12 protein-coding genes are annotated in these 12168 nt (G+C 71.2%); 3 read left to right on the top strand and 9 right to left on the bottom strand.

Annotation, left to right across the window (positions count from 1 at the left end; genetic code table 11):
• Window positions 1-331 precede the first annotated feature (331 nt).
• Window positions 332-916: a hypothetical protein gene (locus tag ACPA54_RS03700; protein WP_423526672.1), complete on the top strand. Its 585-nt coding sequence runs from the start codon at window positions 332-334 to the stop codon at window positions 914-916.
• A 23-nt stretch (window positions 917-939) separates the two neighbouring features.
• Here ACPA54_RS03700 and ACPA54_RS03695 read toward each other — a convergent pair whose 3' ends face one another.
• Both ACPA54_RS03695 and ACPA54_RS03690 read right to left on the bottom strand, forming a co-directional pair.
• Window positions 940-1221, bottom strand: a complete 282-nt coding sequence (locus ACPA54_RS03695) for a metal-sensitive transcriptional regulator (protein ID WP_423526671.1) — start codon at window positions 1219-1221, stop codon at window positions 940-942.
• Window positions 1222-1370: 149 nt separating this feature from the next.
• On the bottom strand, window positions 1371-3176 hold the full coding sequence (locus ACPA54_RS03690; protein ID WP_423526669.1) for a glycoside hydrolase family 3 protein: 1806 nt from the start codon (window positions 3174-3176) through the stop codon (window positions 1371-1373).
• A 151-nt stretch (window positions 3177-3327) separates the two neighbouring features.
• On the opposite strand from ACPA54_RS03690, the gene ACPA54_RS03685 reads away from it, so the two are divergent.
• A complete protein-coding gene (locus ACPA54_RS03685; RefSeq protein ID WP_423526667.1) occupies window positions 3328-4032 on the top strand; it encodes a TVP38/TMEM64 family protein in 705 nt (234 codons plus the stop codon).
• Here ACPA54_RS03685 and ACPA54_RS03680 read toward each other — a convergent pair.
• The 4 genes from ACPA54_RS03680 to ACPA54_RS03665 all read right to left on the bottom strand — a co-directional run bounded on the left by ACPA54_RS03680 (window position 4004) and on the right by ACPA54_RS03665 (window position 7927).
• Window positions 4004-4543 (bottom strand): potassium channel family protein, encoded by a 540-nt coding sequence (locus tag ACPA54_RS03680; RefSeq protein ID WP_423526665.1) that lies wholly within the window; start codon window positions 4541-4543, stop codon window positions 4004-4006. The genes ACPA54_RS03685 and ACPA54_RS03680 overlap by 29 nt on opposite strands.
• A gap of 116 nt (window positions 4544-4659) precedes the next feature.
• Window positions 4660-5502, bottom strand: coding sequence for an aldo/keto reductase (locus ACPA54_RS03675; RefSeq protein WP_423526663.1), 843 nt, complete (start codon window positions 5500-5502; stop codon window positions 4660-4662).
• A gap of 39 nt (window positions 5503-5541) precedes the next feature.
• The gene (locus ACPA54_RS03670; RefSeq protein WP_423526661.1) at window positions 5542-7149 is read right to left on the bottom strand and encodes a VWA domain-containing protein; all 1608 of its coding nucleotides are present in this window, start codon (window positions 7147-7149) and stop codon (window positions 5542-5544) included.
• 85 nt (window positions 7150-7234) lie between these two features.
• Window positions 7235-7927, bottom strand: a complete 693-nt coding sequence (locus ACPA54_RS03665) for a histidine phosphatase family protein (protein WP_423526659.1) — start codon at window positions 7925-7927, stop codon at window positions 7235-7237.
• 330 nt (window positions 7928-8257) lie between these two features.
• Between ACPA54_RS03665 and ACPA54_RS03660 the strand changes: the two genes are divergently transcribed.
• Complete coding sequence (locus tag ACPA54_RS03660) at window positions 8258-8464, top strand: cold-shock protein (RefSeq protein WP_345681073.1); 207 nt, start codon at window positions 8258-8260, stop codon at window positions 8462-8464.
• Between the two features lie 98 nt (window positions 8465-8562).
• Here ACPA54_RS03660 and ACPA54_RS03655 read toward each other — a convergent pair whose 3' ends face one another.
• The 3 genes from ACPA54_RS03655 to ACPA54_RS03645 form a co-directional block, all read right to left on the bottom strand.
• A complete protein-coding gene (locus ACPA54_RS03655) occupies window positions 8563-10407 on the bottom strand; it encodes an MFS transporter (protein WP_423526657.1) in 1845 nt (614 codons plus the stop codon).
• A 310-nt stretch (window positions 10408-10717) separates the two neighbouring features.
• Entirely contained in the window at window positions 10718-11350 is a 633-nt protein-coding gene (locus tag ACPA54_RS03650; RefSeq protein ID WP_423526656.1) for a nucleoside/nucleotide kinase family protein, read from the bottom strand.
• A 32-nt stretch (window positions 11351-11382) separates the two neighbouring features.
• The gene (locus tag ACPA54_RS03645) at window positions 11383-12120 is read right to left on the bottom strand and encodes an SIR2 family NAD-dependent protein deacylase (RefSeq protein ID WP_423526654.1); all 738 of its coding nucleotides are present in this window, start codon (window positions 12118-12120) and stop codon (window positions 11383-11385) included.
• Window positions 12121-12168: the final 48 nt, after the last annotated feature.

Genomic DNA, 12168 nt, shown 5'->3' with positions numbered 1-12168 from the left:
CCCAGCAGCCGACGTCCGCCGGGTCCGGCGTCTCCGTGCCGGGCGCCGCGACCGCCGCCCCTCGCCCGGTGTCGGCGGCCTACCGCGGCCGCCTCGTCGGCTGAGCGCGGCCCGCTCCCCGATCGCCCGTGCTGCCGCCCCGCCCTGCTCTGCCGCCGTCGGCCCGGTCCGTCCCACCCCGGATCCCCGCAGGCCGGAGCCGATTTCCTGGTCCCGGCCCGGTCCTGGCCCGGTCCCGGCCCGGTGCCGTGGCCGCCGTCCCTCGCCCCCGATCCCCCCTCCGGGGCCCGGTCCGGAACGATCTTCCGGAAAGGCTTTAGGCTGGCATGCCATGAGGTCCCTCGTGCCGACGCCGCCTGAGGGATCGGCGTTGGCGGAGCCGGCCACCCGGCGGGCTTTGCGGGGGTACCGGCTGCGGGCCTGTGCGCTGATGCTGGTCGGGGCGATGCTCTACGCCGCCGGGTGGAGCGTGGAACGCTACGCCGACCTGCCCGCCGCCTGGACGCTGCTCCTCATCCTCGTCTCCGGCTGCTGCGTGGTCTTCGGTCTCGTCGCGCACGTGCAGGCCACCCGCATGCGCCGGGTCCTCACCCGGCGCCCCTGGGTCGCCTGCACCTGCCGCTTCCACGAGCCGCCGACCGTGCCCGGCGGCGGGAACCAGTCCGTGCTCGTCCTCATCGACCCGGCAGGCGACGGCGCCCAGCACGTGCTGGCCGTGGTCGCGACCGCCCGCCGGGCCCGGCGGCTCCGCCCCTACGACGGCACCAAGGTCTGGTACGCGGGCAACCCCGCCCGCGGCGGCGTCGTATCGCCCCCCGGCGGCGGTTTCCTGCTGTGGACCCGGCCCATCCTGCTGCGCCCGTGGAGCCGGTACGTCAAGCAGAACGCCACCGGCACCAACCCCGCCGGCGCCTGACGGGCGGAAACCACCGCCCCGCCCTACGACCTGACCAGCCGGGCGATCGCCGCCGACGCCTCCCGCACCTTCGCGTCCGCGTCCTCGCCGCCGGCGGCGATCGCCTCCGCCACGCAGCAGGCCATGTGCTCGTCCAGCAGCGCGAGCGCGAACGACTGCAACGCCCTTGTCACGGCGGACACTTGCGTCAGCACGTCGATGCAGTACGTGTCGTTGTCCACCATCCGCTGAAGCCCGCGCACCTGCCCCTCGATCCGCCGCAGCCGCTTCAGCACGTCGTCTTTGTGGTGGCTGTACCCGCTCATCACCGTCCCCCTCCGGTCGCGTCCCCCAAGTGTGCCCGGCCGGCGGAAGAGCGGACGACCCCGGAAACCGGAGTCGCCCCATGACGAACACCCCCGAGGCCCGACCGGCGAAGCCGGGCCTCGGGGGTGCCGCCCGCGTCGGATCCGGATCAGTACGACAATCCGTGTCCGAACTCGAAGACCGCGTCCTGGCCGTCGCTCGGCACGTCCGACCGCTGCCGCTCGACGTCCGCCATCGACCGCGGCAGCTGGAACGGCAGCTTGCCCTCCGGCGCCCGGCGCCCGAACAGCACGTCCAGCAGCGGGCCGTCGGCGGCGCCGTAGTTCGCCACCAGGGCGGCCGACCCGTCGGCGATCTCCGGAATGACGGCCGGGCGCTCCAGGTAGATGTCGACCACCGTCGGCACCTTCGCGCACAGGTCGAGGATGCGCGCCAGCTCCGCGTCGCCGAAGGCGAGCGTGCCGGAGTGGAAGAAGCTCTGGAAGAAGCCGGGGCGCTCGTCGTACGGCGTCCGCAGGCGCACGATCGCCACGTCCGCCTCCTCCGGCGTGGCGACGACCGTGCCGTAGCCGTCGGCGACGTCCGCGGCGACGCCCTCGACGTAGACGCGGGTGCCTTCGGCCAGCGGCAGGACCGGGCCCGCCGGGGTCTCCGCGTTCTTCAGGAGGGTGATCGACCGGCTCTGCGCGATCCGGCCTGCCTCGACGCCCTCCGGCGTGCCGACCACCGCCGCGGTCGCGTCGACGTCGACGAACGGCTCGTCGAACAGGCCGAGCACGAACTTCTCGCGGAGCAGGCGCCGCACCGATTCGTCGATGCGCTCCTCCGTCACCTTGCCGGTCCGCACCAGCCCGACGACCAGCTCGGGGACGTCCTCGCCGCCGAACTGGTCGCAGCCCGCCTCGATGACCTTCTGCACACGCTCGGACTCGCTCAGGTGCTCGACGCCCCACGCGCGGGCCACGTGCATCTCGCCCATGATCGGCGCGTCGCAGATCAGGCCCCAGTCGGTGCACACGATGCCGTCGAAGCCGAGTTCCTCGCGGAGGAGCCCGGTGACGACGCCCTTGTTGAAGCCGAAGCCGACCGGCTCCATGTCGGTGTCCACCGGCATGCCGTAGTACGGCATCATCTGCGACGTGCCGGCCTCGAGGGCCTTGCGGAACGGCGCCAGGTGGTACTCGAAGTTGTCGCCCGGGTAGACCTGTTCGCGGCCGTTGGGGAAGTGCGGGTCCTCGCCGTCCTTCTGCGGGCCGCCGCCGGGGAAGTGCTTGGTCATGGTGGCGACCGACTCGGCGCCCAGCTCGTCGCCCTGGAAGCCGCGGATGTAGGCGGCGACCATGCGGCCGGTCAGCTCGCCGTCCTCGCCGAAAGTGCCGTTGATCCGCGACCAGCGCGGCTCGGTGGCCAGGTCGATCTGCGGGTGGAGCGCCAGGCGGATGCCGACCGCGAGGTATTCGCGGCGGGCGAGGTCGGCGAACTCGCGGACGAGCTTCTCGTCGCCGACCGCGGCAAGGCCGCAGGTCTCCGGGAACTGCGAGAAGCCGGTGGCCATGGCCGCCGTGCCGGGGTTGTCGGTGAAGTGGTGGCGCGGGTCGGTGGAGAGCGTGATCGGGATGCCGAGGCGCGTGCCGAGCGCGATCTCCTGGATCCGGTTGTGCCAGGCGGCGATCTGCGCGGGTGCCGCGCCGCCGAGCAGGTTGAAGTGCGTCATGTTCAGGTCGTCGACCATCTGACGCACCGTCGGCCCCATGCCGGAGGTCGCCGGGTCCTCCGGATCGTCGAGGAGGGCGCCGTCGGGGCCCATCATCGCGATCGTCTGGAACATCAGTCCGGCCTTCTCCTCCAGCGTCATGCGGCCGAGGAGGTCCTCGACGCGCTCGGCGACGGGGAGCGACGGGTCTTCGTACGGGGCTGCGGCGGGGCCGCGGAAGCGGTGGCGAGCGGTGGTCATGGACGTATCGTGACATGAAAACCTAGTGGTCGGTAGGTTTTCGTCGGCGGGTGTCCCCGCGGCAGCCCCCGCCCCGCCCGTACAATCGCCAGGTCACCCGACCCAACCACCACCGAATCCCGCCCGCGCCCGGCCTCAGGGGGAACCGGCCATGCCCGATGCCGTCCTCGATGCCTGGCATGCCGTCGCCGGCACTGCCGACGAGGTGCTCACCACACTCCGCGACTTCCTCGACCACGGCTTCTGGACGCACTATCCGACGCCGGTCGTCATGCTCTTCTTCGTCGCGATATGCACCGTCGGGGTGGCGTTCTTCATCCCGAAGACGCTGTTCGCGCCCGCCGCCGGCGCCCTCTTCGGGGCGTTCCTCGGCACCGTCGTGGCGATGGTCGGCGCGACCCTCGGCAGCCTGCTCGCCCTCGCCGTCGGCCGCCGTCTCGGCCGGGCCCGGGTGCGCCGCTGGCTGCACCGCAAGCAGGCCCTCGCCGACCTCGACGCGCGGCTGACCCGGCACGGCGTCGTCCCTGTCATCCTGCTGCGGCTCGTGCCGATCATGCCGGGCTTCGTCGTCAACTACGGCTCGGCGGCCACCGGCATCCGGACCAAGCACTTCGCCGTCGGCACCGTCATCGGGCTGCTGCCCGCGACGATGGTGCAGGTCGCCGCGGGTGCGTCGGTCCGCAACGGCCTGTCGATGCCGGTCGTCCTCACCGCCGCCGTCGGCATGCTCGCCGTGGTCGGCGCGGGGCTGTGGTTCCGAGGCCGAGGCAAGGCCTCCGCGGCGGAGGAGCCGGCGGACGCGGACGCGGCGGCCGACGACGCGCCGGCTAAGGATGCTCCCGCCTCCGCTGCTTGATCCGGTCCATCGCGACCGAGGCACCGGCGCCGAGGAACACCAGGTTGAACGCGATGTTGATCATCACGGCGATCCGGGCACCCTGGCCGGCCGGATGGATGTCGCCGTAGCCGACCGTCGCCGCCGTGACGAGCGTGAAGTACAGCCCGTCGGTGCGGGTCACCAGGCCGCTGAACTGGCCGGGCTGCTCCGACAGCCGGTAGTACACCGTCGCGAAGAACGCGACCGAGATGAGCGCCGTGATCAGCAGCCCCTCCGCCCGCGCCGGAACGCCCCCGGTCGGCGGCCGCAGGATCAGGTAGAGCATCAGCGCGGCCAAGCCGATCACGCACACCACGAACCCGCCCGCCCGGATGCCGTCCGCGGTGGAGCGCAACTCGTCCGGCAGTACGTAATAGGCGACGACCACCAGGACGACCGTCGCCAGCGACCGGAACAACGCCCACGGCCACGCCGGAGCGAGGGGCGTCCGGGCGGGCGCCTCGCCGGAGGGCGCGTCGTTGCTGTCCATTCCGACCCATGCTCGGACAGCAACGCCCCCGCGGCCAGGCGACACGACGCAGCGAAAAGTGGGAAATGTCCCGGTTTATCGCGTCGGGCGATCACCCGTCGGCTACACCCCGACCGTCACGCCCCGTCGAAGCCCAGGTTGAACGTCTCCGGATCCGGCCCGGTCCGCCGCCCCCGGTCCAGCCCCGCGATCGCCGCCATGTCCGCGTCGTCCAGCGCGAAGTCGAACACCGCGATGTTCTCCCGGATCCGCGACGGAGTGACCGACTTCGGGATCACGATGGTGCCGAGCTGGAGGTGCCACCGCAGCACCACCTGCGCCGTGCTGCGCCCGTGCTTGGCCGCGATGTCCGCCACGACCGGGTCGGTCAGCAGCGCGCCGCCCTTGGCCAGCGGGCTCCATGCCTCCGTGCGGATGCCGAATTCCTCGTGGAACGCCCGGAGTTCCTTCTGCTGCAAATACGGATGCAATTCGACCTGGTCGACCGCGGGAACCACGCCCGAGCTTTCGAACAGCCGCTCGAGATGCGGAATCTGGAAATTCGACACCCCGATGGCCCGGATCCGCCGGTCGGCGTACAGCTTTTCGAACGCCTGCCACGTGTCGATGTACCGGTCGGCGGCCGGCATCGGCCAGTGGATGAGGTACAGGTCGACATAGTCCAGGCCCAGTTTCGCGAGACTGTCGTCGAACGCGCGCAGCGTCGTCTCGTAGCCCTGGTTCCGGTTCCACAGTTTCGTGGTGACGAACAGGTCCTGGCGCGGAATCCCGGAGTCCGCGAGGGCTTCGCCGACCCCGCTCTCGTTCTCGTACGCCGCCGCGGTGTCGATGCTGCGGTAGCCGGCCTCCAGCGCCGTCCGCACCGCCGCCCGGGTCTCGGCGGGCGGCACCTGCCACACGCCGAAACCCAGCTGCGGAATCGAAACCCCGTTGTTCAGAATGATGTTGGGTACGCTCACGCTCGCACTCTACGCACGGGCCGCGGCTCCCCGCGCGGGTCACGGCCGCAGCAATCCCATGCTCCGCGCCCGGTTCAGCCAGTCGGGGTACTCCTCCATCATCAGGTCGAACAGCATCTCGTCCGAGATGTTCGCCGGGTCGGTGACCGCGAAGAACGCCGCGTTGTCGGTGTAGCGGCCGGGCATGTTGTCGAGTTCCTCGAGGAACCCGAAGCCGCCGCCGAGCTTCTCCACGAGCTTGTTCGCCAGGCGCTCGGACAGCTTCATCTTCTTCTTCGGCGCGCCCGGCGCGTCCGCGTCGCCGTCGGCCTTCTGCAGGTCGACCGCCTTCGGCGACGGGCCGATGCCCATGAACTGCCAGAAGAGCGGCTCGTAGCTGGAGTGCATGACCTGCTGGCGGGTGGCCTCCTGCGACGACGTCATGCCGTCCGTGATGAACATGACGTACACCGGCAGCCGGTCCGGCACCGGACCGTGCCGCGGCGCCGACGTCTTGAAATAGCTCTCCCGGACCAGCTGCATCGCCTTCGCGTAGTCCGTGCCGCCTTCCAGCGGGTACTTGCGCAGGATCACGTCGGCCCAGCCCTGGTACTGGCCGAGGCCGAGCGTGCCGGCCTCGTGGCCTTCGACGCCGAACAGGAAGACGTCGACCTCGCCGTTGTCGTCGAACCGCAGCCCGAGCGACAGGACGCGCTCGATCAGCGCCTGCACCTTCCCGCTCTCGAACAGCTTGTGCATCGACGCGGAGATGTCCAGGCACAGCGCCACGCGGGCGGTGTGCTCGCCGAGGCCGCGCTTCTCCAGGCTTACCGCAGCCTGCTTGGTGAGGCTCAGCAGACGCGGGTGCCCCTCGTCGGCGAGACGTTTCTCCATGCTGACGAGCTTTTGCTTCTTGAGACTCACCGGCGCCGAGCCGGACGCCGCGGGCGCGGCCGCCGGAGCCGCGGCCGGAGCAGCGGCCGGCGGTGCGGCGGCGGGCGTGGGCGGGGCCATCGTCGGCCGCGGCGGAGCGGCGGGTGCGGGGCCGCTCGGCACCGCGCGCACCGCCGGGTTCGGCGCGGTCTGCACCGCGGACGGCGGCAGCGTCGGCGGAGTGTACGGAGTCGCCGCGGCGGGCGGCTCCTCCTCGACGTTGATCCCGAAGTCGGTCGCGAGGCCCGCGAGCCCGGACGCGTACCCCTGCCCGACCGCCCGGAACTTCCAGGCGCCCTGCCGCCGGTACAGCTCGCCGAACAGGTACGCCGTCTCCGTGGTGGCGTCGGTGATGTCGAACACCGCGTGCTCGCGCCCGGCCTCGTCGAGCAGCTTGAGCACCAGGCCGGGCACCTGGCCGAACGTCCCGCCGTCCGCCGACGCACCCACGACGATCCGCACGACCTCCGCCGGGACCCGGGTCAGGTCCACCCGGATCGAGTCGCTCGCTGTGCCGTCGCCGCCCTGCTGCTTGCCGGTGTGCGCGACCGCGCCGGACGGGTGCGCGGGCTGGTTGTAGAAGACGAAGTCGTCTTCGCCGCGCACCTTCCCCGCGTCGTCGAGGAGGAGCGCGGACACGTCGACATCCGGCGCGCCCCCGGTGCGCCAGGAGACGACCGCACGCAGCGAGCCGGCGGTGACGGGAATGTTCGCGCCTTTGGACATCGTGGTCATGCACGCCATCATGCCGCGTCCGGGGCGCTGCCGGGCGGACCGGCGCCGGGTCCGCGCACCACGGAGGCGCGGCGCCGGGGCGCGGCTATTTCCAGCGGTCGAACGGCCGGTCGAGGGCGTAGCGGCCGTCCGGGCCGCGCAGCAGGATCCGGGTCTCCGCGTTCCCCGGGTTCGAGAGGCACTCGAACTCCTCGACGCTCCAGTGGAACCAGCGCATGCAGAACAGCCGCATGGTGAGGCCGTGGGTGACCAGCAGGATGTTGCGGTCGGGGCCGTACCGGACGGCGTGCCGGACGAAGTCGCGGTGCATCGTCTCCAGGAAGCCGCTGACCCGGTCGTACACGTCGGCGCCGGATTCGCCGTGCGCGAACCGGTAGTAGAAGTGCCCATACGCGTCCCGCGCGGCCTTCTGCCGGGTCATGTCGGCGAGGTCCTGGATGTTGCCCCAGTCCTGCTCGCGCAGCCGCGGCTCCTCCTTGACCCGGGTGTGCGCGGGGTCGAGGCCGAGCAGCCGGAACGTCTCCCGGGTGCGCCGGTACGGCGACACGAACGCGGTCACGTGCTCCGGCCCGAACAGCTCGCGCAGCCGCTTGCCGGCGTCCGCGCACTGGGCGCGGCCGCGCTCGGTGAGGTCCAGGGCGTGGTCGGGGACCCGCTCGTAGATCTCCGGGTCGATGTTCCCCACCGACTCGCCGTGCCGGAGCAGAACGATACGTTTGGGCCGCGCACCCGCGTCGATGGGCGCCGCCGTGGGCCGCGGCGGCCGGCTGTGATCCATTCCGGCACTCTAGACACGCGGGTCCCGCCGGGGCCGCCTCTCCGGCCGCCCCACTCCGGGGTGCCCCGCGCCGCGACGCTCCGACCTGCGGCGATTCCGGCATTTCGCGGTTCGGCGGGCGGGTGTGCTAATGTCGGAGTCGTTGCAGTTGTGGTTCCCAGCGAAATCTGTGTGCACCTGTCGAGTTGTAACAGACAGGTGCATTTTTTGGTTTCGGTGGATGTATTCGGTGCCGACGTTCGCGTCGTTTCCCGAATTCAGGGTGATCATCACGGCGACACCGGGTCCGCGAGGTGCGGATTCGTGGTTCTCTCCCTGAAGGAGCGGAATATGGCTACCGGCATCGTGAAGTGGTTCAACTCGGAAAAGGGCTTCGGCTTCATCGCCCAGGACGGCGGCGGCGACGACGTCTTCGCGCACTTCTCGGCCATCAACTCCACGGGCTTCCGTGAGCTGGTCGAGGGCGAGAAGGTCGAGTTCGACATCGTCCAGGGCCAGAAGGGCCTGCAGGCGGAGAACATCCAGCGCATCGGCTGAGCCAAGCCACCCTACGCATCCGAAGGGCCCGTTCCGCGACTTCGTGTCGCCCGGAACGGGCCCTTCGGCCGTTCTTGCGCGGCTATCCGGCTATCCGGCTATCCGGCCTTGGAAGCTTCCGTGGCCTCGAGCTCGGCCAGCTCGGCCGCGACCCTCCGCTCGTGCTCGGCGGCGTCCTCCGCGGCCTTCTTCGGGTTCCAGCGTCCGGCCATCAGGAACACGGTGGGCAGGAACAGCGCCTGGCAGACGATGGTGAACCACCACCACCGCATCCACTCGTCGGGCGCGCGTTTCTGCGCGGCCTGCACGTCCCGCCCGTACTTGTCGAGCACCAGCAGTTCGTTCTTGGCGGCCTGCGCCTTCGTCAGGTTGTCGAGGCCGACTTCCTTCAGCGCCCGGCCCAGCAGCTCGGGCGGCATCTTCGCGGGGTCGTCGTACTTGGACAGTTCCGCGAACAGCTCCTGGTGCTCCGCGACGACCTCCGCGACCGGCCCCGCCTTGGCCGCCGCGACCTGTACCTCCTCGCCGTGGTTCACCAGCGGCGTCACCGCGGTCACGATGATCGGCGTGAAGATCGCCGACACCGACACGACCACGCGCAGCACCCAGCCCCACACGGCCAGACCGGTCGCGGTCGCCGCCGGGTTGTGCTTCTCGATGGTCTCGGTGAACGCGGCCATCCACGGCGCGAACGTGAAGCCGCTGAAGATGCCGATGCCGACCAGCAGCCACGCGAAGTGGTGGTACGACGTGCCGACTTCATCGGTGCGGAAGGCGAAGACCAGGGTCAGGACGACCGTGCCGACGCCGCCGACCAGCATGAACGGTTTTCGCACCTTGGCGAGGTCGGACACGATGCCGACGAACACCAGCGACGCGGCGTTGGCGATCCAGTACCAGTTCGCCAGCGCGTTGGTGCGCTGCTCGTCGTAGTCGAACACCGTCGCGTAGTAGACGACCAGGTTGCCGACGGCCGAGTAGTAGAACATCAAGTGCAGCGCGATGCCGAGCGACGGGGCCACGATGTCCAGGCGCAGCATCTGCCGCCACTGGCCCTTGAGCAGGTCCTCGGTATCCAGGCCGCGCGCCTTGGCTTCGATCAGCGCACGGTCGCGCAACGAGACCATGAGCTGGTCGCGCAGCACGGGGGACAGTTCGCGCAGGCCGAACAGGGCGATGACGAAGACCGCGAGGCCCGCGTAGCCGGCGAACCGGAACTGGTCCTCCCAGCCGTGGCTGTCCAGCGTGTGGCTGGTGACCATGGTGGCGACGAGCGAGCCGAGGACCGGGCCCAGCGTCCAGAAGCCCATTGCCGCGGCGCGCCCGACCTGCGGGGAGAAGTCGCGGATCAGGGCTGGTGAGGCGACGAGCACCATGCCTTCGACGAAGCTGACGATCGCCATGTAGATCATCAGCTCGTACTTGCCGTTCGCGTTGGGCACCGCGAAGACGATGAGCAGGCCGACCACGAGCAGGCCGTACACGACGAGGTTCGCGCGGCCCCAGCGGTCGGCGAGGCCCGCGATGAGCGACGCGAACGCACCGGCCAGGTTGCCGACGACGGAGATCATCGTGGTGAACATGTACGTCATGCCGAACTGCTTGATCAGCGAGGTCGACACGGAGTACTGCACGTACAGCTCGTAGTAGAGGACGATGCCGGCCATCGTCGAGATGAACAGGTAGAACACCCGGGGGGCGGTCTCCGGGTAGTGGTTCAGCTGCCGGTCCCAGAGCCGGGCGAGCGGCGTGGCCGCCGGGGCTGCGGGACGGGGTTCGATCGCCGGCGCGGGGGGTGCGGCGACGGCGGTGCCGGCGGCTTCGCCGCCGGATTCCGGCGATGCCGCGGGGGCGGCTTCGGTACCGGATTCCGGTGTGGCGGCCGGGTCGGCTTCGTGGGGTTCTCTGGCGCTGTCGCCACTCGGCGACGTGGACTCGGGCATGCGGCCTCCTCGTGGCGCCGGATCGGAGCGGGGACGGACTGCCGAACAATTGCCGTGCGGAGCGGTGCTGCGCAGAGGTGCCTGCGGGCGTGCGGTGGAGCCGTCGTGCGGCGGAGCCGTGCCGGTGCTGCGTGTCGGGCCGAGCACAGAGCGTGCATGGGGGGCAGCACGCTGTTCCCGCGGAGAGTTCACAAGTTCACGCGGGGGGTGGGGCTCAGCGAGCGTAGTACTCGCGGGTAGCGCGTACCAGAGTCCGAGGGAACGTTCGCTCGGATCGTGACCGTACGGTCGTCCAGGTCGCCGCTTGCGGTCAGTTCGCGGCGACGACCGCCGGGCGGCGCGGGTCGTCCCAGCGGACCACCACGTCGGCGCTGTCCTCGGGCAGGCATTCCTCGGCGTAGCGGCGATACGCGGGCAGCGTCCAGCGCTCGTCCTCCGGAGTGCGGCGCCGGAGTGCGCCGTCGGAGAGGCTCAGGTGCACGGTGAAGTCGAGCGGGAGGCCGCGGCCGAGCAGCACGGGGCCGTCGAGGACGAGGACGCCGCCGGGCGGGAGCTCGACGTAGCCGGCACGGGTGGCGCGGTCGCGGGCCGCGTCCCACAGGCTCGGCAGGACGCGGCCGGTGCCGTCCGGGCCGAGAGGGTCGAGGACTTCGCGGGTGAGGCCGCCTTCGTCGAGCCACGTCCAGTAGAAGGCGTCGGCGTCGTGGCGGCCGTGCTCGAAGCGGATCGAGGCGGGGCGCAGGAAGTCCGTCGCGGAAACGCGCTGCACGGCGTGTCCGGCGGCCTTGATCGGCGCGACGAGCGCGTCCGCGAGCGCGCCCGGGTCGGCGGCGGTGGCGCCGTCGATCGCGGCGCGCAGCCACCGGCCTTCGGGCACCCGGCCGGCGAGCTGCCCGGCCAGGGACTCGGCGAGGGCGTCGGGCGTGGTGGGACGTACCTGCACCGGATCATCCTGCCCGATCGCGGACGCCGGGGTCAGGCGGCGACGAGTTCGGCGACCAGGCGGGGGAGGGCGGTGCCGATCGGCTCGCGGACGATCTCCGTCGCGAAGTCGTCGTACGGGGTCTCCTCGGCGTTGACCACGACGAGATCCGCGCCGGTCTCCACGGCGGTCGTACACAGGCTGGCTGCGGGTTCCACACACAGCGACGAGCCGACCGCCAGTACCAGGTCGCACATCGCGGCCAACGCCACCGCGCGGCCGAACACGTCGCGGTCGAGGTGGTCGCCGAAGAACACCGTGTCCGGCTTGAGCGTGCCGCCGCAGAACAGGCAGAGCGGCTCGGCCTCGCCCTCCCGCACGCGTGCGACGACCTCGGCGGTGGCCACGCGGAGGCCGCAGCGCAGGCAGCTGGTGGTGGCCATCGTGCCGTGGACTTCGTGGACGAGGGCCGGGCTGCTGCCGGCGTCCTGGTGCAGGCGGTCGACGTTCTGCGTGACGATGCCGATGAGGCGGCCCGCCTGCTCCAGGTCGACGAGGGCGTGGTGGGCGGAGTTCGGTGCGGGAAGCGCGCGTTCGTACGCGCCGCGGCACATCTGCCAAAAATCGCACCGGACCTGACGGTCCGCCAGGAAATCCTTCCGGGTGACGCTCCGCACCGCCGCCGGGTTCGTCGTCCAAACCCCTTGAGGGCCACGGAAGTCCGGCACCCCCGAATCGGTCGAGATGCCGGCCCCGGTCACCGCGAGGACTCTCCGGTAGGTCGTGCGCATGCCCGGACGGTAGCGGCCTTCGCGGGAGGTTTCGACCCCTTTCCGGGC

Origin of the sequence: Uniformispora flossi (assembly GCF_049534875.1) — a bacterium.
Classification (GTDB): domain Bacteria; phylum Actinomycetota; class Actinomycetes; order Streptomycetales; family Streptomycetaceae; genus Yinghuangia; species Yinghuangia aomiensis.
The sequence above is the reverse complement of the archived record's forward strand: the minus strand, read 5'-3'. Positions and strand labels throughout refer to the sequence as shown.